Source organism: Staphylococcus sp. HMSC068G11, from assembly GCF_001815825.1.
Taxonomy (GTDB): Bacteria; Bacillota; Bacilli; order Staphylococcales; family Staphylococcaceae; genus Staphylococcus; species Staphylococcus epidermidis.
The window spans coordinates 208,918-231,486 of record NZ_KV822100.1 but is presented as its reverse complement, the minus strand read 5'-3'; the positions used below and the strand labels follow the sequence as shown (position 1 = coordinate 231,486).

Below are 22,569 nucleotides of genomic sequence, written 5' to 3'. Positions count from 1 at the left end.
TTATAAAAAACTCATTTACTGGCTATTTTGCTAGAACTTTATGTCCCAGCCTCTATATTAGTAGTTAGTCAGTGATAAAGATGAAATTAGGTGTTATGTTGACTTTTTTAATAAAACATTCTGTCCAATTTCATTAATTAATAGTCAAAATAATATAGTTTTTAATTCGATATTTAACTTAATGCTCATGATAACATCGAAATATTGCTATTTATCATCTAGACTTACAGAAATAATTTCTTGAGTCAGTGGATGAGTAAATTCAATTTGATGACTATTTAGCTCTAATTGTCGTAATGTTGAAGTTCCATAAAGTGGATCCCCAATAACTGGATGGCCAATCTCAGCAAGGTGCACACGAATTTGGTGTGTTCGACCTGTATCTAATTTAATGTCCAGTTGACATACACCCTCTTTAATCATTTTAGAGTCAATAATGTGAGTGATTGCACGTTGACCTGTGTTGGAAATTCTTCGTTTATTTGAATGAAATTTATCTTTACCAATAGGCATATCTATCGTTTGTGGTTTAATAGGTAACAACGCTTTTACATTTGCTTTATATATACGCGTAATTTCATTATATTCTAACATTCGGTCTAAGATTTTTTTCATAAGCGGATTCTTAGCAACTATCAATAAACCTACAGTTTCTTGATCTAATCGATGTATGGGCTCAACATATTCACTATCAACAGTGTAAATCACATGGTTCATAAGTGTGTTGCTCTCTTTTAAATCATTGGGATGCGTTTTAACACCCTTTGGTTTCATGACAATGGCCAAGTCATCATCCTCGTAATAAATTTGAGCATATCGATAACTTGGTAAATAGTTACTTACTTCATTAGGTGTTGGTATCTCAACATAATCACCGGTTTTAACATTATTTAATAATGTACCGTACTCTTCATTAATTAAGATTTCTTTAGACATATTCAGTTGATGCAAGTCCTTTTTAGGTAATTTTAAATATTGAAAAATCTCTCTCAATGTATAATCGTTAAATTGTTTAGGTATTGTAAATTTCATTTTTTCCTCCTATAAATTCAGTTCTATCATATCATATATTTGTGCGACTCTATAACTTGTTTTATTTTGAAAGTTTTAATAACATCGGCATTGTGAGTTTTTAAAAACAAAGAATGAGTTGTATAATAATGATAAAATGTTAAATTTGAGGGGATATAATGGAGAAACCAACTAGACTTGCATTACTTAAGGAAATAGCCGAATTTCTAAATGAAGAAACTGAAATATATAGCATGATGCAAGGGGCTTTGCGTTTACTTATAAATGGGAGCGACTTTTCAACTGGTTGGATTTTCTATATTGATGAAGAGGGGCACCATGATTTAGTTTCTTCTGTAGATTTACCTGAAGCTTTATCTAAAAACTCTTGTTACTATTTGACAAATGGTTCTTGCTGGTGTGTGCAAGCATATCAAAATCATAAATTAACTAAAGCTTCTAATATAATAAATTGTTCTAGAATCAATTTAGCTAATCATGCTTATGATAAAGAAACGAATCATATTACTCACCATGCTACTGTTCCATTGCAGTCTGGGAGTGAAAGATTCGGTTTGCTTAACGTAGCATCTCCCAACAAAGAACATTATAGTGAAGAAGACTTAGAACTATTAGAATCTGTAGCATTTCAAATTGGTTCAGCTATAAAGAGAATTCAGCTAACTAATAAAGAAAAAGAAAATGCCAAAATTAATGAACGTAATCGACTAGCTAGAGACTTACATGATTCAGTAAATCAAATGTTATTTTCTTTAAAATTAACGGCTCACGCTGCAAAAGGGATAACTACTGACGAGCAAGCGCAAAAGGCTTTTAAGACTATTGAGGAAACAAGTCAAAATGCAGTAAATGAAATGAGAGCACTGATTTGGCAACTAAAACCAGTTGGATTAGAACAAGGCTTAATCCATGCATTACACTATTATAGTAAAATGTTAGGACTAGATTTGAAAGTGACTATTAATGGACTAATAGATTTATCTAATGATATCGAAGAAAATGTATACAGAATTATTCAGGAAGCAATGAATAATGTTATTAAGCACGCTAAAACCAACAAAGTTTATCTTGATTTATCACAAAATGTTGAATATCTTGAGATAGATATTAGAGATAACGGTCAAGGTTTTGACACGCAATCAATTAATACGTTTTTATTTAATGGTTTAAAAAACATAAAGCAACGTACACAGTATTTGAACGGTAAAGTTACTATAGAATCAAAAATAAATCATGGCACTCGGATTTATATTAAAATTCCATTGAAATTAAAGGAGCATCCTTATGCATAAAGTCATTCTCGTCGATGATCACTATATTGTAAGGCAAGGTTTAGAATTTTTATTATCAACTGTAGATGATTTATCAGTTTTAAAGGGTTTTAAAGATGGTGCAACATTTTTATCTTATTTAAAAAACAATGAAAGACCGGACATCGTGCTTCTAGACTTAGTAATGCCAGAGATGAATGGTATAGAAATTACTGAAATACTCAAACAACAATATCCTGAAATCAAAGTATTAGTACTTACGAGCTATGTAGATGATGAACATGTTATTTCAGCTATTGATAAAGGAGCTGATGGGTATGAAATGAAAGATGTTGAACCTCAAAAGTTAATTGAGACAATTCATAAAGTTTTGCAAGGTGAACGTATCATACATCCTCAAGCTAAAAGCGTGATTAAGGCCGTATCAAAAAAACCACATTATACGAATAAGTTATCTAAACGTGAAAAAGAAGTACTTAAAGAAATGGTTAAAGGTAAAACAAATAAAGAAATTGCAAGAGCATTGTTTGTATCAGAAAAGACAGTAAAAACACATGTGAGTCATATTTTTAGCAAACTAGAAGTCTCCGATAGAACTCAAGCCGCTATTTATGCAATGGAAAATAAATTGATTTAAAAATTATTTTAATTTTTATGAATGTAATTGTGTTAAGTTGAGTTTTTAGCCAATAACACTTACAGCAATTATAATTCTGCTTGTAGATTAATATTACTGTCTAATTATTTTGATAATTATGCCTATTATAAAAATAGACTCAAAAACGTATTTACTCTTTTATTTTTATTGAAAATATATTAAGATGTAATTTGTGTTTCAAGAAATGTGTATTATTGCAATTTCTTGTGTCCGGATAAAATATTTCCAATGAGAAAGGTAGATAAATAGAATGGATAGACAGAGTTTCACAGATTTAATTCAAACAAAATTTAAGATGGTCCGTATAGAAGCAGGCTATACTCAAGATACAATGGCACAAACCATTGGACTTTCCAAGAAAACATTGGTTCAAATTGAAAAAGAAAGAGTTCTACCAAACTGGACTACATGCGTATCAATTTGTGCTTTATTCAGAGATTCAGATGTATTAAATAGTACATTCGGTTGTGACCCGCTTGAAATCGTACAAACAATTTCTAGAAACCATTGTGCTTATCCAAATCACTCAACAACAAGTGATATTTACTGGAATACTGTTGATACACGTAATGGTTTCATTTTACAAAGTAATAAAGTAAGTAACATTTATCGTGTTCTTAATAATGAAAAACAACCGATCTTTGGTACTTCAAAAATGAGAGAAGCTGAAACTTACTTCAATAGAAATGCTAAAGAAGAATTAATACACGTATAGACATAAATACATAAGTGATAGAAGAATCATTTTATGATTGAATCACTTTGATCTTAATATCATAAAAAATTCAGGAGCATAAGTGTTAGACGATGAGACAACTTTTTGGTTTCATCGTTTTTTTATAAGTGAGTAAAATGAAATAGTTTTGAAACATTTTCTATTAAAAGGGAGTTTAAATGATGCATTCCATATTATTAGTAGTTTTTATGATAATTTTAGGAGCAATAATTGGTGGAGTAACTAATATGATTGCAATTAAAATGTTATTTCATCCATTCAAACCGTATTATATTTTTAGGTTTCGTATTCCATTCACACCAGGTTTGATTCCAAAACGTCGTGAGGAAATCGCTAGAAAAATTGGACAAGTTATTGAGGAACATCTTATTACTGAAGAATTAATTCGACAGAAGCTAAATCAACAACAATCGAGAAATATGATACAGCAACTAATCCAAAAACAAATAAGTAAATTAAAAAATGATGAAGTGACAATTAAAAATATAGCTAAATTTTTAGGGATTGATGTTAATGAGTTGGTAGATTATAAATTGACTACTAAAGTTTTAAGTAAACTAAACTTTTGGTATGAGAAAAATAAATACAGAAAGTTAAGTGAAATATTACCTCAGTCTTTCTTAGACCAATGTAAAGGTCAAATAGAATATATTACTGACTTCTTATGTGAAAGAGCTAGAAATTATTTAAGTTCTAAAAAAGGTGAACGTGATATTTATGAAATGTTAGACACATTTTTCAATGAAAAGGGACGCATCATTGGTTTACTACAGATGTTTATGACAAAAGAAAGCATTGCTGATAGAATTCAACAAGAGTTGATTAGACTAACTCAACATCCGCAATCTCAAATAATAATTACTAAAGTATTAAATGATGAGTATGAAACATTTAAAGATAAGAACTTAGATGAAATCATTAAAGCACAACAATTTAAAAATTATAGTCAATTAGTATTTAATGAATTAAAAACTTATCTAAATCTAAAAGATAAAACACAGAGACCTATCAACCAAATTGTTCCGCAGTTGGTTCAATTCCTAGAAGATGATACATCAAAACGTATGACTGATTTAATTATTAAAGGTACTTCAAAACATTTAACAAGCATTATGAAAAAGATTAATTTACGTCAATTAATTGAAGAACAGATTAATACATTCGACTTAAATTATATTGAAAATCTAATTATTGAAATTGCCAACAAAGAATTAAAATTAATCATGACATTAGGATTTATTTTAGGAGGTATCATTGGATTTTTCCAAGGAATAATTGCAATCTTTGTCTAATAGTGACAGATATGTTAAAGTATTCTACGAGTGGTTAAAAACACAAATTAACTCAAAGGAGTGCAAAGACTTATGGCAGTAAATTTATATGATTATGCAAATCAATTAGAACAAGCTTTAAGAGATAGTGATGAATATAAAGCTATCAAAGATGCATTTGCTAAAGTAAAAGAAAATGAAGAATCAAAAAAATTATTTGATGAATTCCGTGAAACTCAAATGAGCTTCCAACAAAAACAAATGCAAGGGGAAGAAATTCCTGAAGAAGATTTACAAAAAGCTCAAGAACAAGCTCAAGCTATAGAAAAAGACGAAAATATTTCTGAATTAATGAATGCTGAGCAAAAAATGAGCCAAGTATTCCAAGAAATTAATCAAATCATCGTAAAACCTTTAGATGAAATTTACGCTGACTAATTAGTTAATCAATATTTACTTTGATTGAGCCTGGGACATAATAATTGTTCCAGGCTTTCTTATTTATGTCTTATTATTTTTAAATCAATGCATTCTTCATCGACTGTCAACAAACAGATATGGTAAAATGAAAGAATATAAGGAAAAAATATTTCTCATCATTCATACTGTAAAATTTTAGTTTATATACTTTATGCATCACATTAATGCATAAATAATCTTGTACATTTTTTTAATTAACTTTGCAGATATTCTAAGGAGAATCAAACTTATGGTTAAATTTATACACTGTGCTGATTTGCATTTGGACAGTCCTTTCAAATCTAAAAGTTATCTCAGTCCAAATATTTTTGAAGATGTCCAAAAGAGTGCATATGAAAGTTTTAAAAACATAGTCGACTTAGCTTTAAAACAGGAAGTCGATTTTATTATTATAGCAGGTGATTTATTTGATAGTGAGAATCGTACATTGCGTGCTGAAGTCTTTTTAAATGAACAATTTGAAAGACTAAGAAAAGAACAAATATTTGTTTATATTTGCCATGGCAACCACGATCCTCTTACTTCTAAAATAACAAGTCAGTGGCCTAATAACGTATCCGTATTTTCAAATCAAGTGGAGACATATCAAGCTATTACTAAATCAGGAGAAACGATTTATATTCATGGATTCAGCTATCAAAATGATGCGAGTTATGAAAATAAAATAGACGCATACCCATCGAGTCAAGGTCAAAAGGGCATTCATATTGGTGTATTACATGGAACTTATAGTAAATCTTCGGTGAAAGACCGTTATACTGAATTTAGATTAGAAGACTTAAATCAACGTTTATACCACTACTGGGCATTAGGACATATACACCAACGTGAACAGTTAAGTGATATGCCAGTCATTAACTATCCAGGTAATATCCAAGGAAGACATTTCAATGAATTAGGAGAAAAAGGTTGTCTATTGGTCGAAGGTGATCACCTTAAACTCACTTCACAATTTTATCCTACTCAATTTATTAAATTTGAAGAAGCTACAATTGAAACTGATCATACATCTAAACAAGGACTTTATGATGTTATTCAATCTTTTAAAGATAAAGTAAGACCTGAAGGTAAATCATTTTATAGATTGAACGTACGCATTAATAGTGAAGACATAATTGCACCACAAGATTTAATTCAACTAAAAGAAATGATTACTGAGTTCGAAGAAAACGAAAACCAATTTGTTTTTATTGAAGATTTAAATCTTCAATATGTTCAAAATGATGAAATGCCAATAGTGAAAGAGTTTTCACCGGAATTACTTGATGATGCGTCACTTTTTGATTCGGCAATGACTGATTTATATCTAAATCCAAGGGCTTCTAAGTTTTTAGATGACTACAATGAATTTGATAAAGTTGAGTTAGTCAATCATGCAGAAAGCCTTTTAAAGGATGAAATGAGAGGTGAACAAAATGATAATTAAATCATTAGAAATATATGGATACGGACAATTTGTTCAACGTAAAATTGAATTTAATCGTCAATTCACTGAGATATTTGGTGAGAATGAAGCTGGTAAATCTACCATTCAAGCATTTATTCACTCTATTTTGTTCGGATTTCCTACTAAAAAGTCCAAAGAACCACGTTTAGAACCAAGATTAGGTAATCAATATGGCGGGAAATTATCCCTCATTTTCGACGATGGCATTGAAGCAGAAGTTGAGAGAATCAAGGGAAGTGCACATGGAGATGTCAAAATTTATCTTAAAGATGGTACTATACGAGATGAAGTTTGGCTAAATAAAAAACTTAATTACATTTCAAAGAAAACATATCAAGGTATATTCTCTTTTGACGTTTTAGGTCTTCAAGATATTCATAAAAATCTAGATGAAGAACAGCTACAAGATTACTTATTAGAAGCAGGTGCACTTGGGTCAACTGAATTTACAAGTATGAGAGATAGAATTGGACAAAAGAAAGAAGAATTATATAAAAAATCTGGAAAAAATCCAATTATTAATCAACAAATTGAGCAACTTAAACAATTGGAAAATCAAATTCGAAATGAAGAAAGTAAACTTGATACATATCATCGGCTTGTAGACGATAAAGATAAATCATCAAGAAGACTAGAAAATTTGAAGCAAAATTTAAATCAATTATCAAAAATGCATGAGCGAAAACAAAAAGAGGTTGCTCTACATGATCAAACACAAGAATGGAAAAGGTTGGAACAATCACTTAATATAGAGCCTATAAATTTTCCTGAAAAAGGGATAGATAGATACGAAACTGCCAAATCTCACAAACAATCACTTGAACGAGATAAAAGTTTGCGAGAAGAAAGATTAAGCTTATTAAATAAAGAGGCGGAGTCTATCAATCCAGTAGACCAAAAGTATATTGATTCGTTTAATAGTCTTTATCAACAAGAAACTGAAATTAAACAAAAAGAATTTGAATTACGTTCAATTGAGAAAGATATTGCTGATAAGCAACGTGAACTAGAAGCTCTTCAATCTAATATAGGTTGGCAAGAAGTGTTTTACGACACAGATAGTACTGAAGCGATGAAAAGTCATATAAGTGATTTAGTATTAGGCAAGCAAGAACAAATTGCTTATATCAACCAGTTAGAACGTGGACTTGAAGAAAATAAAATTGAAAGAAACTCTAATTCTAATGAGATTAATCAAGTTGAGAATGAGCTTGTTCCTGACGAAACCTTTGAAAAGAAAAAGGAATATACACAACAAGTTTTAGAATTACATGAAAAAGAGAACTTATATGAAAAGTTAAAAGAAACATTTGAAGAAGAACAAACACAAAAAAATAAAAGACAAAAGTTTTTAAGAATAGGATTTATTGTTTTGACTATTCTATCAGCAGCACTTTCTATATTTTCTTTTTTCACTGCAAATCTTATTTTTGGAATAATATTTGCTCTATTAACTGTGATTTTTGTAGTAGGTATCATCTTTTCTAAATCTAAAGCAGTAGATTATAGCACAGCAATTAGTCAAGAAATTAATGATTTAGAAAACCAACTCACACAACTTGAAAAAGAATATAATCTTGACTTCGATTTAGAACATCAACAACGAGTTCGTGAACAATGGCGCCATGCAAAGAAAAATAAAAAAATACTTGAAGAAAAACATCAATATATCAATCAATCATTAACGACTGCAAATGAGCGACTTGATAGTCTAAAAAATAGCATCATTGAAATCAAAAAAGAGTTACGTTTATCAGAAAAACTTTCTGATGAATTAGTGGTTGAGAGTGTCTCAACCATTAGTCAAATTAAAGCGCATGATAAATACATTATTGATTTAAATCAACAACGCAAGAATCTACTAAAAGATATCAATCACTTTTATGAACGTGCACAATCTGTAACTGAACCACATCTAAAACAATTTAATCAGATGTCTTTCTTCCATGATGTGAAACAGTGGTTAAAAAATGCAGAGGAACAAAATGAGGCTTGGAATAAAAATCAAAATGAAATGCAATTACTCAATAATGAATTAAAGCAATTGAAGTCACGCTTAAGTGAAACGAATCAAATGATTAAGGAATTATTTGATTATGTTGATGTAGATAATGAAGAAGATTATTATACACATCATCATCATTTTGAAACCTATCAAAATGATTTAAATCGATTTAATGATTTAAATCAATATTTAGAAAATCAAAATTATACTTATGAAATGAGTTCGCAATTAAGTGAGAAAACTACTGCTCAACTAGAAGAAGAAGATCATAGATTGGCTAAACAAGTTGACGATTACAATGATCAATTTTTAGAAATGCAAGCAGAAGTTAGTGATTTAAATGCTCAGATTAATCATATGGAAACAGATAGAACTTTAGCACAATTAAGACATGAATATTATAGCTTAAAAAATAGACTTAACGATATTGCTAAGGATTGGGCAAGCTTAAGTTATATGCAAGCTTTAGTGGAAGAACATATCAAGCAAATAAAGGATAAGCGTCTACCACAAGTGATTAATGAAGCTGTATCTATTTTTAAAAATTTAACAAATGGTACTTACAATATGATTCATTATACTGAATATCATAAAATACATGTAAAGCATTCTAACGGACAAGTATTTGAGCCAGTTGAGTTGAGTCAATCTACAAAAGAATTATTATATGTGGCTTTACGTATTAGTCTTATTAAAGTATTAAAACCGTACTATCCATTCCCAGTGATTGTAGATGATGCATTTGTTCATTTTGATAAATATCGTAAAGAGCGTATGTTGAAATATTTGAGAGAACTATCAGAACATTATCAAATACTTTATTTTACTTGTACAAAAGATCATGTCATACCGGCTAAAGAAGTATTAACTTTAAATAAATTACAGGAAGGCGGGAAAAAATGAGAAATGTAGAAAAATTAAATCCCGGCGACTCAGTGGATCATTTTTTCTTGATTCATCGTGCAACTCAAGGTGTTACAGCTCAGGGTAAAGATTACATGACACTATTTCTGCAAGATAAAAGTGGTGATATTGAAGCTAAATTATGGACTGCTACGAAAGATGATATGCAAACTTTAAAGCCAGAAACAATAGTTCATGTCAAAGGTGATATCATCAATTATCGTGGACGCAAACAGATGAAAATACATCAAATACGTCTTGCACAAGCTGAAGACAAAGTGTCAACTAAAGACTTTGTTGACGGTGCGCCAATGTCGCCCTCAGAAATACAAGAGGAATTATCGCATTTTATGTTAGATATTGAAAATGCAAACTTACAACGCATTACTAGACATTTAATTAAAAAGTATCAAGATCGTTTTTTCACTTATCCAGCAGCAAGTTCGCATCATCATAATTTTACGAGTGGATTAAGTTATCATGTTTTAACAATGTTGCGTATAGCAAAATCTATATGTGATATTTATCCTCTGTTGAATAGAAGTCTATTATACAGTGCTATCATTTTGCATGATTTAGGTAAAGTAAGAGAATTGAGTGGTCCAGTGGCGACGACTTATACTGTTGAAGGAAATTTACTTGGTCATATCTCTATAGCAAGTGATGAAGTTGCTGAAACAGCCAAAGAGTTAGGTATTGATGGAGAAGAGGTTATGTTACTTAGACATATGATTTTAGCGCATCATGGTAAAATGGAGTTCGGATCGCCTAAATTGCCTCATTTAAAGGAAGCTGAAATACTTTATTTTATAGATAATATTGATGCTAAAATGAACATGTTTGATAAAGCTTTCAAAAAAACAGAAAAAGGTCAATTTACAGAAAGAATTTTTGGTTTAGAAAATAGACAATTTTATAATCCAACAACACTTGATTAAATTCAAGTTCAATAGTACAAAGTTACTTTTAATGAATAGATAATTTTAAAGAAGTATCTATTCTTAGAGTCTTTGTACTTTTTTAATGTTTGTTAATCAACGTGTTATAATAAATTAGTCGCCTAACTTTACTTCTCAGGCGTCATATGACGAAGGGAAGGAGGTGCATATATGATTTTAGATATCTTTGTACACATCATCACCACTGTTATTAGTGGTTGTATAGTTGCGTTGTTTACGCATTGGCTACGTCAACGTAATGACAAACATCGATAGGCGACATTTTTAAATTTAGCCACACTAAAACCCCCTTACTACTGGCATAGTAAGGGGGTTAGTGCATATATGATAGATATCTTTGTTAACTATATTATAACATGAGTGATGAATATTTCAACTTACGACAATCATGTTAGAAAGGAATTACGAACCTGAATTAGTTAATCCAGAAGCACCTTGTGATTGTTGTTGCTGTTGTTGTTTTAATTTATCTGGATCAAGAATAGAATCCTCAATTACTTTTTTAATATCTCTATCTTTGTAGTCCACTTTATACTCTTTTAATAATTCTTTGTATGCATCAGTTAATAATTTAGGTTTCTTCTGTACTTTTTCTTCGATTAATTTTTGTTTGATATTTGATTTTTCACTATTAAAATCAGTTTCTTTATCTGCTTTTATAATGTGATAGCCATAGTCTGTTTTTACGACTTTAGAAACTTCTCCTTCTTTTAATTTAAATAGTGCTTTTTCGAAGCTATCTACCATTTGACCTTTAATCACATAACCTAATGAACCATCCTTCTTAGCTGAAGAACTATCCATTGATTCTTCTTTCGCTATTTCTCCAAACTTATTTGGATTCTTTTCTACTTCTTTTTGAATTTTTTCAGCTTTTTCTTTCGCTTTTTTATCTGATAAACCTTCTTTATCGCTAGATTTAGATTTAACTTTAATTAAAATGTGTGATGCTTTTTTAGAGTTTTCTTTGATCTCTTTATCTGATACATTAACTTTATCTAGTAACAATTGTTTCTGATAAGCTGATAATTTCTTCTGCTCTTTATAATCATCAAGTGACATACCTTGTTGTTTAAGCATGCTTTCAAATTGATCCTTACCACCGTATTGTTTCTCTTCTTTTTTAATATCTTTATCAATATCTTTTGTATCTACTTTATCTTTATATTTATCTGCTAAAATTTTGTTTAATACAATGCTAAAAGATGTGTTTGCAATTTGTTCTTTGCCCATTTTTTTCATTACGTCAGCAACTTTAACATCACCAGCTTTAGAAGAAATAAGTGTGTTATCCTTCGATTCAGTTGCATTTGAACCGCAGGCACCTAACAAAAGTGCACTTGCAGTTACGGGTACAATAATTTTATTCATTAATTTCATAAGTTGATAGCTCCTTTATGTATTAATCATCGTAAATATAACATATTATTAATCATCAACCAATTAGAAACCCCTTTCCTCAGACTATAGTATGACAAGGAAAGGGGGTATAGCTACATAATTGATAGCGATTTAATTATGCATATTTTATTTATAAATATAAAAATTGTTGCATCTAATCTTTGTAAATGATTTTAAAAATCAGTGTTGTGTATAAGGATTGTCTACCTTGTTTAAAATATGAAGACCCGATTGATGTTCTTCGACATAATGTCCATCATTTGAAAATAAAAGTATTTTTAAATATAAAATATCCATCATTGAACAGCCTATGTTAAGTGATAATAAAAACATAAAATAATGTCCATATTGAGGTAAATATATACTTAGCATTATAAAGATACCAGATAAGAAAAAGATGGGTAGAATGAGATTAATACAAAAATAAATTTTGTGGACAGGCGTATTAACATAAGTATTAAAATATGGTACCCATTTCTTACTAGATAATTTATGGATTTTAAAAGATTTATAATGGGGCAAAAAGAATAAAAGATGTACTATTTTATGAATAGGGTACATGAGCAATATAAACACTATGAGTACAAAAAAATGTCTATCTGAAAGTGGTGTATCTAAAAAATAATACATCACTTCATAACTAACTAAAAATGTAAATATTGTCGCAACTAAACTTAAGAATGCAATTCTTTGAATACCGAATCGTGCATGTATATCGATTTGCCGAGTACATAAAAACATAATATATGCCTCTTCTCTATGTTAATATTCGTTACGTATTATCTATGTCTTTTGCTCAATAGTCAATAGATATTGCCAATATTTGTTGGTTTTGCTCAGTGAAAAGTTTGAGGTGTCTATGATTTAGAAGTAAAAAAACTATGGCTTAGTTGCCATAGTTTTAAACTACTTATCGTTTGAAAGGTTATTACTAATATCTTCGCCACGGTTTTGTAAATTTTCGATGTGGCTTTGTAATTTTTCAATGTTTGGATTAATATCTGATTTAAAATTACCAATCAATCCTTTAAACTCTTCACCAATTGAACTTCCAAATTCAATACTTTCATTCTTGATTTGTGAACCGTAATTAAGAATATCATTGAAGGATTGTTTCATATTCTCTATTTCACGTTGTAATTCTGATTGAGCTCCAGTGGGTTGACTAGCATCAATCGTATGATTTTTTACGCTTTGGTCATCACGATGTCTTAAAGCAACTGCAAATCCTGCAACAGCACCTACACCTAAACCAAATAATATTCTTGAGACTTTCATTATGATTCTCCTCACTTTGTTTGTCGGATAATTGTAATAGTTATTTCATACCCAGTATAACAAGAAATATGCATGATTAAGACATTTGTGCTTGAATTTGTGTTGCTATTTTTTGTTTAGTTTCATCATCGATTACATCTTCATGTGTTTCCCATTTATAGCCAAATCCGTCTATATCATTTTCATATCTCGGTATTAAATGGAAATGAATGTGAAATACTGATTGATCGGCATATTCACCATTATTTTGAATAATGTTCAAGCCGTCAGGGTGAAATGCTTTTTTGATTGCATTTGCCACTTTAGGTAAAGCAACTCCTATATGTTTCATTGTCTCTTCATCAGTTTCAAATATATTTGCTGAAGGTTTTTTAGGTACTAGTAGCGTATGTCCTTTTGAAACTTGAGATATATCAAGGAATGCATAAACATAATCATTTTCATATATCTTAAAACTAGGAATCTCACCTGAGATAATTTTACTGAATATCGTTTCTGACATAATAATGACACTCCTCTACAAATGTTTGTTCATATTATATCATTCATTTTTTAAAACTACATCATTGTAAAGATTATTTTTAGGTCTATATAATTTTTTTTGATACAATAAAGTCAATGGAGGTGCCTTATGACAGTAAAAGTTGAACATCTTACAGGCGGATATGGAAAAAAACCTGTAATTAAAGATTTGAATTTTGAATTAGAAAAAGGTGAAATTGTAGGTTTAATAGGTCTAAATGGTGCTGGGAAAAGTACTACAATTAAACATATGCTAGGATTGATTAATCCAATGGAAGGCAAATTATCAATTTCAAATATTAGAATTAATGAAGATATTGAAAATTATAGAAGAAAGTTATCTTATATACCTGAATCTCCAGTCATCTATGATGAACTAACTTTAGAGGAGCACATTGAAATGACGGCGATGGCTTATCAATTAAGTAGAGAAGAGGCTATGCGTCGAGCTAAACCATTGCTTAAAGTTTTTAGATTAGAAAATGAACTTAAAGTATTTCCAAGCCATTTTTCTAAAGGGATGAAACAAAAAGTGATGATTATTTGTGCATTTATAGTTGATCCAGAATTATATATTATTGACGAACCTTTCCTCGGTTTAGATCCTTTGGGAATACAGTCTATGTTAGATTTAATGGTAGAAAAAAGAAATGAAAATCGAACGGTTTTAATGAGTACACATATTTTGGCTACAGCCGAAAGGTATTGTGATAGGTTTATTATTTTGGATAAAGGTGAAATTGTTGCATTTGGTAATCTTGAAGAGTTAAGGGAACAAACAGGATTAAAAGATAAAACTTTAGATGATATTTACATCCATGTCACACAAGGTAGTAGTGCTTATGAATAACGAGGCATTAACTTTGTTTAGAAAACGACAACACGCTATACGTAAGGAGAAAAACTATTATAATAAATTTATATTTAATGGTCACTTTACGGTTTTTCTACTTATACTATTAGGAGCATTTATATTTGGATATGGCGAGTGGTTAAGTCACATTCCTCCCCAAATAGACTATGCACTATTTGCTAGTATAGCAATAGCTGTTGTTTCATTATTCCCAATTCGTACACTCTTGAAAGAAGCGGACCAAATCTTCTTACTACCTTTTGAAAGACACATGAAAAATTATATTAAAGCAAGTCTGTTTTATAGTTATATTTCAAGAATCAGTTTACCATTCATTTTGCTAATCGTGTTCTTTCCATTGTTTTATAAATTAAGTCACAATGATTATGGATTTTATATCGCATTTTCTATAAGTACATTGCTATATCCATATTTGGTATTACTCATCAAATGGCAATGGGTTAAATTAAATAAAAATGTGTTCATTATCAACTTATTATTATTTATACCTTTAGCAGTAACGCATTACATCATTTTAAAATTTCATAACTATTTAGCTTTTTTAATAATGATTTTATTATTTGTAATTTATATAGTCCTAAAGACTAGAGCTGATCACTATTTGCTTCCTTGGGAAAAAGTGATTGCAATTGAACAACAACATCACACAAATTATTATAAATTCGTTAATATGTTTACAGACGTAAAACACCTAAGAGAATCAGCAGTACGTCGTAGTTATCTTGATTTCTTACTACCCGTTCCTAAAGGCACTAAATTCAATGAGAATCGGATGTACTTATATTTATTTATAAGAAGTTTTGTCAGAGGACGCGATGCTTTTTCTATTATTTTAAGATTAGTTATTATCGCTTTGATATTAATGGTATGGTTATCACAACCAGTTGTTTCATTAATTATCGGTAGTTTGTTTATGTATATTATTTTATTACAGATGTCTCAATTTTATACGCAGCAGGCATACGGTTTATGGCCTCAAGTTTGGCCTGTATCTGATACAAAAGTAATTACAGGATATCAGCAATTTTTAAATCGCTTGATGATTATCATCGCTATTACATTTACGATTGTATATGTAATCAAACACCATGAATTATTCTTTTTTGCTGTATTATTCTTTATAGTAGGTTGGCTAACCATTCGAAATACAATTAAAAAATTAAAATATCAAGAAACATTATTACGTGACTAAGTCAAATTTAGTTAGAGTAAACTTTATTTTAATTTAATATAGTCAAAAGAGGGATTGAATGTTTGAAACGATAACGACAGCCGCCATTCTGTATGTTGCTACAGCGGTTGATTTATTAGTCATATTATTAATCTTTTTTGCAAGAGCAAACAATTATCAACAGTACAAAGATATTTATATTGGACAATATCTAGGGTCATTAACTTTAATTATTGTAAGTTTGTTTTTGGCTTATGTACTTAACTATGTACCAGATAAATGGATTTTAGGATTGCTTGGTCTTATACCAATTTATTTAGGAATTAAGGTTGCTATATTCGATGATTGTGAAGGGGAAAGAAGAGCTAAAGATGAACTAAATAAAAAAGGATTATCTGAGTTATCAAAATCTGTTGCAGTAGTCACACTAGCAAGTTGTGGTGCAGATAATATTGGATTATTTGTACCTTATTTCACTACTATAAATAATTATGAATTAGTTATTACTTTAATCACATTTTTAATTTTAATTTTTATTCTTGTCTTTACCGCTCAAAAATTAGCTAATATACCAGGCCTAGGTGAAATCATTGAAAGGTTTAGTAGGTGGATAATGTCAATAGTATATATTGGTTTAGGTCTATTCATTATCATTGAAAACGGAACAGTTCAAAAACTCTTTCATTTTGTTTTTTAATATAACGAGATTATATGACAACTATAAATCATTCGGTAACTTCCATAGTAAATATGGAGGTTACTTTTTTAAATAAAAATTGAGATGAGTTTGAGGATTAAATGGCCTCTAATTAAATCTATAGCTAAGAAGTTATACATCTTGGCTAAATTAAAGATAGAGTAAAATTGGTATTTTAATCATTGTAAATGAGAATAAGTAAAAGTATTTAACTATATACAAAAAGATGCCTATGACCATGTGTGATGTCATAGGCATCTTGTCGTATAAACAATTGCCACAAATAGAAAAATGCACTTAGAAATTCTATAGAAAATGCAATTGAAAGATATCTATCCACAGTTGAAATGTTTCTTAACATCAATCCTTATAATTAATAAGTAGACTAAAATAACTGTGTTTAAATTTGTTGAATATATAATTTGTTTTGACTAATTAATGATCTTCTATTGGATATAAATATCTTTCAAAGTAACTGGAATGTTGACCACTAGCACCAAAGTATTGGCTCAATGCATCTTTTGAAAAGTTTTCCTTAAATATATTAGAAGCTTTGAAATCTTCATATGCTGTTCGATTTGCAAAACCAAAGTAAATTTTGTAGGTAGACCCCTCAGTAGGTTTTAATAAACGATAGCTTTTAAAACCACCAAAATTACTTAAAGGTACGTCTACGTGTAATAATTTTTTCTCTAACTGTTGACGATGGTCTTCAGACGTAGGAACAAAAATAGCACTATAAAAATGATGTTCGCTAAATTCACCTATGCTATCAATCACTTGATATGCACTAGGATGTTTTAAGATTGATTTTCCCTCAGACTCCTCTAAGATTACTGAAGAATCATTAGTAGAAAATTGAAATAAACTATGTTCTTGATGATTAAGTTTAATTTGATTTAAAAAATGATAAGTCCCATAAGATGTATATAAATACATGGCTCATTCCTCCTTTGTTTTAATTTATTATACGAGCCTACTTTTCTATATACAAATAAAGTTGATTAATTTGTATAAAAAGTAACTTATTTTTAGATGTCAAATTAAACAAAATCATAAATTATTTAATATTAGTCGTGTAATTTAATATCTATCCAACTTTTAGTAAATAAAAGATCTCTTATTAAAGAATTTTATCCACTTGATACAGTCAAATGTAGTATGTCTTTTTTGTGACATTTAAGCATATTAAAATACTTAATTAAGTACAATATGCTATCATTGGTAAGAATGATTCAATTGTGGGGGGACTCAAGGGTGCGCAGCAAAAACGATACAATTTTAAAAGCTATAAAAGGAGAAAGTACGTCACATACACCTGTTTGGTTTATGAGACAGGCTGGACGTTCTCAACCTGAGTATCGAAAATTAAAAGAAAAATATTCTCTATTTGAAATCACGCATCAACCGGAATTGTGTGCATATGTGACACATTTACCAGTAGATAATTATCAAACCGATGCGGCAGTATTGTATAAAGATATTATGACACCACTCAAACCAATTGGTGTAGATGTCGAAATTAAATCAGGTATAGGACCTGTAATCTCCAATCCTATTCAAACTGTTAAAGATGTAGAAAAGCTATCGCAAATAGATCCTAAAAGAGATGTCCCATATGTATTAGATACAATTAAGTTACTCACAGAAGAAAAACTTAATGTACCTTTAATTGGTTTTACAGGAGCACCATTTACTTTAGCATCTTATATGATTGAAGGGGGGCCTTCAAAAAATTATAATTTTACTAAAGCGATGATGTATAGAGATGAGGGAACATGGTTCGCTTTAATGAACCATCTCGTCGACATTTCTATTGATTATGTTGTAGCACAAGTTGAAGCAGGAGCGGAAATCATTCAGATTTTTGATTCATGGGTTGGTGCACTTAATGTGAAGGACTATCGCTATTATATTAAGCCGGCCATGAATAAATTGATTTCTGGCATTAAAGCTTATTATGATGTACCTATCATTCTTTTTGGTGTCGGTGCAAGTCATTTAATTAATGAATGGAATGATTTACCGATAGATGTACTAGGTCTTGATTGGAGAACTTCAATAAAGCAAGCTGACAAAATGGGAGTAAATAAAGCAATTCAAGGTAATTTAGACCCGTCTTTACTGTTAGCTCCATGGGATGTCATAGAATCACGACTCAAAGATATTTTAAATCAAGGTTTAGATCGCGGAAAGCATATTTTCAATTTAGGTCACGGTGTATTTCCAGAAGTTAAACCAGAAACTTTGCGAAAAGTGACTGAATTTGTTCATAATTATACAGCGAAATAGTTTTTAAAGATTTGGTTAGTTTCCAAACCTTACTTCATTGATTCAAATTAAAGATTTAAAAGGAAGGTTTTATTAATGACTAGAACAATAGGCTTATTAGTAATGGCGTATGGTACACCATATAAAGAAAGTGATATAGAGCCTTATTACACTGATATTAGACGTGGAAAAAAACCAACTGAAGAAGAACTGCAAGATTTAAAGGATAGATATGAATTTATTGGTGGCCTTTCTCCCTTGGCAGGAACAACCGATCGTCAAGCGGAAGCCTTACTCAACGCACTAAATAAAGAACGAGATGATGTGAATTTTAAACTTTATCTTGGATTAAAGCATATATCTCCATATATTGAAGAAGCAGTAGAACAAATGCATAATGATGGAATTAAAGAAGCAGTAACAGTTGTACTTGCACCTCATTATTCTAGTTTTTCTGTTGGCTCTTATGATCAACGTGCTCAAGAAATAGCAGATGAATATGGTATCCAGTTAACACATATTAAACACTATTATCAACAGCCAAAATTTATTAAATATTGGACAGAAAAAATTAATGAAACATTAGAACAAATACCTAGTCAAGAACATGATGAGACTGTATTAGTAGTTTCTGCACATAGTTTACCAAAAGGTTTAATTGAAAGAAATAATGATCCATATCCTCATGAATTGCATGAAACAGCGGAAATTCTTAAACAGGAATCTAATATCATCCATGTCGCTGAAGGGTGGCAATCAGAGGGAAATACTGGAACACCTTGGTTAGGCCCAGATGTCCAAGATTTAACTCGTGATTTATATAAGGAACATCAGTATAAGCACTTTATCTATACGCCAGTAGGTTTTGTTTGTGAACATTTAGAGGTGCTTTATGATAATGATTATGAATGTAAAGTGGTGTGTGACGATATTGGGGTAAATTACTATCGTCCAGACATGCCTAACACACATCCATTATTTATCGGTGCTATTGTTGATGAAATTCAATCACATATATAAATGAGTCTGTCATCCAAACCTATTAAACAAAACAATTCCTCCATTTTAATAGGGGGAATTGTTTTTATACTTTTTCTTTTGGAACAAGTATAAAGCGTATTTTAATAAATTTTTAAGCAATTCTGAAAGGTAGCGTGGGAAAAGTGAGTAAGAAAGTGGCAATTATTGGAGCGGGAATCACTGGTTTATCTAGCGCATATTTCATTAAAAAACAAGACCCTTCTATTGAAGTAACTATCTTCGAAGCCTCAAATAGAGTAGGCGGAAAGATTCAAACATATAGATCAGATGGTTACACAATTGAGTTAGGCCCTGAGTCTTATTTAGGTCGGAAGACAATTATGACTGATGTGGCAAAAGATATTGGATTAGAAAATGACCTTATTACAAATACTACTGGTCAATCTTATATTTTTGCTAAAAATAAATTATATCCTATTCCTGGTGGCTCAATTATGGGAATTCCTACAGATATTAAACCATTTATTAAAACAAGACTCATTTCACCTATTGGTAAATTAAGAGCGGGACTTGATTTGTTTAAAAAACCGATAGAAATTGAAAATGATATTTCTGTTGGTAGTTTCTTTAGACAACGATTAGGTAATGAAGTATTAGAGAACTTAATTGAACCACTAATGGGTGGTATTTATGGTACTGATATTGATCAATTGAGCTTAATGAGTACATTTCCTAATTTTAAAGAAAAAGAGGAACAATTTGGTAGTTTGATTAAAGGAATGAAAGATGAAAAAGAACAACGTATCAAGAAACGTCAATTATATCCAGGTGCTCCTAAAGGACAATTCAAACAGTTTAGACATGGTTTGAGTTCTTTTATAGAGGCGCTTGTTAAAGATATTGAAAGTAAAGGTGTTGACATACGATATAACACGCCAGTCAAAGATATATTGATTTCGCAAAAAGATTATGAAATTTTATTAGAAGATGACAGTAAAGAGAAATTTAATGGCTTACTTGTAACTACGCCACATCAAGCATTTCTAAATTGGTTTAGTCACGATCCTGCATTTGATTACTTTAAGAACATGGATTCTACTACTGTCGCAACAGTTGTTTTAGCGTTTGATGAGAAAAATATTACCAATACGTACGATGGAACTGGCTTTGTTATTGCAAGAACAAGTCAAACGGATATTACTGCATGTACTTGGACATCAAAGAAATGGCCATTTACTACTCCAGAAGGTAAAGTTTTAATTCGAGCATATATAGGAAAACCAGGTGATACTGTAGTAGATGATCACACCGATGAAGAAATAGTATCAATTGTTAGAAAAGACTTAAGTCAAATGATGACCATCTCAGGGGATCCTGATTTTACAATTGTAAATCGGTTACCTAAGAGTATGCCCCAATACCATGTGGGTCATATCAAAATGATTAAAGAAATACAACAACATATTAAAACAACTTATCCTAGATTACGTGTTACAGGTGCACCGTTTGAAGCTGTTGGTTTACCAGACTGTATACAACAAGGAAAGAATGCAGTTGAGGAAATATTAGAAGAGTTATAATAGTATAATGACACTTTAATTAGAAGAATGTAATAAGTTAGATTTACGCTATAAATATATGTCAAGAAAACTTATTCGATTTCTTTTTAAAGTGTTTTTGCTTACAATAGAATTAATAAAGGAGTGAGGGGACAGATGACAGACATTATTATTGTACACTCAAAACATGGTAATTCTAAAAATCATTGGTATGAATGGTTAAGACATAACTTAACTTTGGAAGGGTATGATGTTTCTTTATTCAATCTTGAAGCAAATGATCATGCACAAATTGATGAGTGGGTTAATGAAATGAAACAACAACTACATATCCGTAAAAAAGATACATATTTTGTGACCCACGGGTTTGGCTCAATCGCTGCCTTAAAATTTCTTGAAGAAACGCGTCATCACATTGAAGGTTTCTTTAGTATCGCAGGATTTAAAGAAGATGCACAAGACATAGATGAAGATGTAGATTTAAAAGGGGTAACCATCGATTACGATAAAATAAAAGAACAAGTAGATAAATTTTATGGACTCACGTCTAAAGAAGATCAATATGTTTCATACAAGGAAACACAAAGACTGATGAATACACTTAATGGACATACACGTGTAGTAGAAGATGGTGGACACTTTTTAGAAGAGGAAGGTTTTGTAACATTTACTTCTTTAATTAACAGAATGCAAGGATATATGACTAGGTAGGATGTTTACACATCTATCCTAGTCTATACTTGCAAACATTAAATATTATTGAAAACATTTCATATCATTTAGTAATTAAAATTATAAAATGATATATGAAGTATTTTTTTACACAAATAAATCGAAAAACGATATTGACTATTATGTCTTAAGTTAATATACTTAATAGGTAATTGTTTAGAGGGCATTAAATCTTAAGTGTTACATGTTTTCTTTAATACCATTTAAAGAAATTGTTAAAATAAATTAAATAAAGTATTGACATCATTAATAATTTAATGATATGATTAATGGGTAGTCAAAAATAATATTAGCGCGGGATGGAGCAGTTCGGTAGCTCGT

General features: G+C 30.1%; 22 protein-coding genes. 16 read left to right on the top strand and 6 right to left on the bottom strand.

Annotated features, from left to right (window positions below):
* Positions 1-207: 207 nt before the first annotated feature.
* Positions 208-1,032 carry an RluA family pseudouridine synthase gene (locus HMPREF3058_RS11445; protein ID WP_002457882.1) on the bottom strand — a complete coding sequence of 275 codons (825 nt, stop codon included), beginning with the start codon at positions 1,030-1,032 and terminating at the stop codon, positions 208-210.
* A 158-nt stretch (positions 1,033-1,190) separates the two neighbouring features.
* Here HMPREF3058_RS11445 and HMPREF3058_RS11440 point away from each other — a divergent pair, with 158 nt between their 5' ends.
* The 9 genes from HMPREF3058_RS11440 (at position 1,191) to HMPREF3058_RS12060 (ending at position 11,017) form a co-directional block, all read left to right on the top strand.
* Complete coding sequence (locus HMPREF3058_RS11440) at positions 1,191-2,324, top strand: GAF domain-containing sensor histidine kinase (RefSeq protein ID WP_002475949.1); 1,134 nt, start codon at positions 1,191-1,193, stop codon at positions 2,322-2,324.
* Positions 2,317-2,940 carry a response regulator gene (locus HMPREF3058_RS11435; RefSeq protein ID WP_001829810.1) on the top strand — a complete coding sequence of 208 codons (624 nt, stop codon included), beginning with the start codon at positions 2,317-2,319 and terminating at the stop codon, positions 2,938-2,940. The genes HMPREF3058_RS11440 and HMPREF3058_RS11435 overlap by 8 nt, the downstream gene beginning before the upstream one ends.
* Positions 2,941-3,211: 271 nt before the next feature.
* The gene (locus HMPREF3058_RS11430; RefSeq protein WP_002491817.1) at positions 3,212-3,676 is read left to right on the top strand and encodes an XRE family transcriptional regulator XdrA; all 465 of its coding nucleotides are present in this window, start codon (positions 3,212-3,214) and stop codon (positions 3,674-3,676) included.
* Between the two features lie 182 nt (positions 3,677-3,858).
* On the top strand, positions 3,859-4,989 hold the full coding sequence (locus HMPREF3058_RS11425) for a DUF445 domain-containing protein (protein ID WP_002499467.1): 1,131 nt from the start codon (positions 3,859-3,861) through the stop codon (positions 4,987-4,989).
* A gap of 72 nt (positions 4,990-5,061) precedes the next feature.
* A complete protein-coding gene (locus tag HMPREF3058_RS11420) occupies positions 5,062-5,406 on the top strand; it encodes a YlbF/YmcA family competence regulator (protein ID WP_001829805.1) in 345 nt (114 codons plus the stop codon).
* A gap of 271 nt (positions 5,407-5,677) precedes the next feature.
* Entirely contained in the window at positions 5,678-6,874 is a 1,197-nt protein-coding gene (locus tag HMPREF3058_RS11415; RefSeq protein ID WP_002446757.1) for a metallophosphoesterase family protein, read from the top strand.
* Entirely contained in the window at positions 6,864-9,803 is a 2,940-nt protein-coding gene (locus tag HMPREF3058_RS11410; protein WP_002491799.1) for an AAA family ATPase, read from the top strand. Before HMPREF3058_RS11415 ends, HMPREF3058_RS11410 begins: the two co-directional genes overlap by 11 nt.
* Positions 9,800-10,741, top strand: coding sequence for a 3'-5' exoribonuclease YhaM (yhaM, locus tag HMPREF3058_RS11405; protein ID WP_002491771.1), 942 nt, complete (start codon positions 9,800-9,802; stop codon positions 10,739-10,741). Before HMPREF3058_RS11410 ends, yhaM begins: the two co-directional genes overlap by 4 nt.
* A gap of 171 nt (positions 10,742-10,912) precedes the next feature.
* On the top strand, positions 10,913-11,017 hold the full coding sequence (locus HMPREF3058_RS12060; protein ID WP_002440288.1) for a type I toxin-antitoxin system Fst family toxin: 105 nt from the start codon (positions 10,913-10,915) through the stop codon (positions 11,015-11,017).
* 147 nt (positions 11,018-11,164) lie between these two features.
* Here HMPREF3058_RS12060 and HMPREF3058_RS11400 read toward each other — a convergent pair whose 3' ends face one another.
* The 4 genes from HMPREF3058_RS11400 to HMPREF3058_RS11385 form a co-directional block, all read right to left on the bottom strand.
* The gene (locus HMPREF3058_RS11400; RefSeq protein ID WP_057492928.1) at positions 11,165-12,142 is read right to left on the bottom strand and encodes a peptidylprolyl isomerase PrsA; all 978 of its coding nucleotides are present in this window, start codon (positions 12,140-12,142) and stop codon (positions 11,165-11,167) included.
* A gap of 201 nt (positions 12,143-12,343) precedes the next feature.
* On the bottom strand, positions 12,344-12,904 hold the full coding sequence (locus tag HMPREF3058_RS11395) for a DUF3267 domain-containing protein (RefSeq protein WP_002491761.1): 561 nt from the start codon (positions 12,902-12,904) through the stop codon (positions 12,344-12,346).
* Positions 12,905-13,069: 165 nt separating this feature from the next.
* Positions 13,070-13,441: a YtxH domain-containing protein gene (locus tag HMPREF3058_RS11390; RefSeq protein ID WP_001829821.1), complete on the bottom strand. Its 372-nt coding sequence runs from the start codon at positions 13,439-13,441 to the stop codon at positions 13,070-13,072.
* 76 nt (positions 13,442-13,517) lie between these two features.
* Positions 13,518-13,943, bottom strand: a complete 426-nt coding sequence (locus tag HMPREF3058_RS11385; RefSeq protein WP_002446751.1) for an HIT family protein — start codon at positions 13,941-13,943, stop codon at positions 13,518-13,520.
* Between the two features lie 129 nt (positions 13,944-14,072).
* Between HMPREF3058_RS11385 and HMPREF3058_RS11380 the strand changes: the two genes are divergently transcribed.
* From HMPREF3058_RS11380 to HMPREF3058_RS11370, 3 genes are read left to right on the top strand one after another with little or no spacing between them, the layout of a single operon-like run.
* Positions 14,073-14,813, top strand: a complete 741-nt coding sequence (locus HMPREF3058_RS11380; protein ID WP_002457875.1) for an ABC transporter ATP-binding protein EcsA — start codon at positions 14,073-14,075, stop codon at positions 14,811-14,813.
* Positions 14,806-16,029 (top strand): ABC transporter permease EcsB, encoded by a 1,224-nt coding sequence (locus tag HMPREF3058_RS11375; RefSeq protein WP_002475193.1) that lies wholly within the window; start codon positions 14,806-14,808, stop codon positions 16,027-16,029. Before HMPREF3058_RS11380 ends, HMPREF3058_RS11375 begins: the two co-directional genes overlap by 8 nt.
* A 58-nt stretch (positions 16,030-16,087) precedes the next feature.
* On the top strand, positions 16,088-16,705 hold the full coding sequence (locus tag HMPREF3058_RS11370) for a CadD family cadmium resistance transporter (RefSeq protein ID WP_002491765.1): 618 nt from the start codon (positions 16,088-16,090) through the stop codon (positions 16,703-16,705).
* A gap of 435 nt (positions 16,706-17,140) precedes the next feature.
* Here the strand turns inward: HMPREF3058_RS11370 and traP are convergent, their stop codons facing one another.
* On the bottom strand, positions 17,141-17,644 hold the full coding sequence (gene traP / locus HMPREF3058_RS11365; RefSeq protein WP_002490115.1) for a signal transduction protein TRAP: 504 nt from the start codon (positions 17,642-17,644) through the stop codon (positions 17,141-17,143).
* 291 nt (positions 17,645-17,935) lie between these two features.
* On the opposite strand from traP, the gene hemE reads away from it, so the two are divergent.
* The 4 genes from hemE (at position 17,936) to HMPREF3058_RS11345 (ending at position 22,227) form a co-directional block, all read left to right on the top strand.
* Positions 17,936-18,997: a uroporphyrinogen decarboxylase gene (hemE, locus tag HMPREF3058_RS11360; protein WP_161386628.1), complete on the top strand. Its 1,062-nt coding sequence runs from the start codon at positions 17,936-17,938 to the stop codon at positions 18,995-18,997.
* 75 nt (positions 18,998-19,072) lie between these two features.
* Entirely contained in the window at positions 19,073-19,996 is a 924-nt protein-coding gene (gene hemH, locus HMPREF3058_RS11355; RefSeq protein WP_002491790.1) for a ferrochelatase, read from the top strand.
* Positions 19,997-20,139: 143 nt separating this feature from the next.
* Positions 20,140-21,537, top strand: coding sequence for a protoporphyrinogen oxidase (gene hemY / locus HMPREF3058_RS11350; protein WP_002486326.1), 1,398 nt, complete (start codon positions 20,140-20,142; stop codon positions 21,535-21,537).
* A gap of 135 nt (positions 21,538-21,672) precedes the next feature.
* The gene (locus HMPREF3058_RS11345) at positions 21,673-22,227 is read left to right on the top strand and encodes an RBBP9/YdeN family alpha/beta hydrolase (RefSeq protein WP_002491808.1); all 555 of its coding nucleotides are present in this window, start codon (positions 21,673-21,675) and stop codon (positions 22,225-22,227) included.
* The last annotated feature ends 342 nt before the right edge of the window (positions 22,228-22,569 follow it).

Coding starts and splice junctions, on each gene's coding strand:
- HMPREF3058_RS11445 (WP_002457882.1), bottom strand. CDS start 1,032: ATGAAATTTACAATACCTAAACAATTTAACGATTATACATTGAGAGAG.
- HMPREF3058_RS11440 (WP_002475949.1), top strand. CDS start 1,191: ATGGAGAAACCAACTAGACTTGCATTACTTAAGGAAATAGCCGAATTT.
- HMPREF3058_RS11435 (WP_001829810.1), top strand. CDS start 2,317: ATGCATAAAGTCATTCTCGTCGATGATCACTATATTGTAAGGCAAGGT.
- HMPREF3058_RS11430 (WP_002491817.1), top strand. CDS start 3,212: ATGGATAGACAGAGTTTCACAGATTTAATTCAAACAAAATTTAAGATG.
- HMPREF3058_RS11425 (WP_002499467.1), top strand. CDS start 3,859: ATGCATTCCATATTATTAGTAGTTTTTATGATAATTTTAGGAGCAATA.
- HMPREF3058_RS11420 (WP_001829805.1), top strand. CDS start 5,062: ATGGCAGTAAATTTATATGATTATGCAAATCAATTAGAACAAGCTTTA.
- HMPREF3058_RS11415 (WP_002446757.1), top strand. CDS start 5,678: ATGGTTAAATTTATACACTGTGCTGATTTGCATTTGGACAGTCCTTTC.
- HMPREF3058_RS11410 (WP_002491799.1), top strand. CDS start 6,864: ATGATAATTAAATCATTAGAAATATATGGATACGGACAATTTGTTCAA.
- yhaM (WP_002491771.1), top strand. CDS start 9,800: ATGAGAAATGTAGAAAAATTAAATCCCGGCGACTCAGTGGATCATTTT.
- HMPREF3058_RS12060 (WP_002440288.1), top strand. CDS start 10,913: ATGATTTTAGATATCTTTGTACACATCATCACCACTGTTATTAGTGGT.
- HMPREF3058_RS11400 (WP_057492928.1), bottom strand. CDS start 12,142: ATGAAATTAATGAATAAAATTATTGTACCCGTAACTGCAAGTGCACTT.
- HMPREF3058_RS11395 (WP_002491761.1), bottom strand. CDS start 12,904: ATGTTTTTATGTACTCGGCAAATCGATATACATGCACGATTCGGTATT.
- HMPREF3058_RS11390 (WP_001829821.1), bottom strand. CDS start 13,441: ATGAAAGTCTCAAGAATATTATTTGGTTTAGGTGTAGGTGCTGTTGCA.
- HMPREF3058_RS11385 (WP_002446751.1), bottom strand. CDS start 13,943: ATGTCAGAAACGATATTCAGTAAAATTATCTCAGGTGAGATTCCTAGT.
- HMPREF3058_RS11380 (WP_002457875.1), top strand. CDS start 14,073: ATGACAGTAAAAGTTGAACATCTTACAGGCGGATATGGAAAAAAACCT.
- HMPREF3058_RS11375 (WP_002475193.1), top strand. CDS start 14,806: ATGAATAACGAGGCATTAACTTTGTTTAGAAAACGACAACACGCTATA.
- HMPREF3058_RS11370 (WP_002491765.1), top strand. CDS start 16,088: ATGTTTGAAACGATAACGACAGCCGCCATTCTGTATGTTGCTACAGCG.
- traP (WP_002490115.1), bottom strand. CDS start 17,644: ATGTATTTATATACATCTTATGGGACTTATCATTTTTTAAATCAAATT.
- hemE (WP_161386628.1), top strand. CDS start 17,936: ATGATTCAATTGTGGGGGGACTCAAGGGTGCGCAGCAAAAACGATACA.
- hemH (WP_002491790.1), top strand. CDS start 19,073: ATGACTAGAACAATAGGCTTATTAGTAATGGCGTATGGTACACCATAT.
- HMPREF3058_RS11345 (WP_002491808.1), top strand. CDS start 21,673: ATGACAGACATTATTATTGTACACTCAAAACATGGTAATTCTAAAAAT.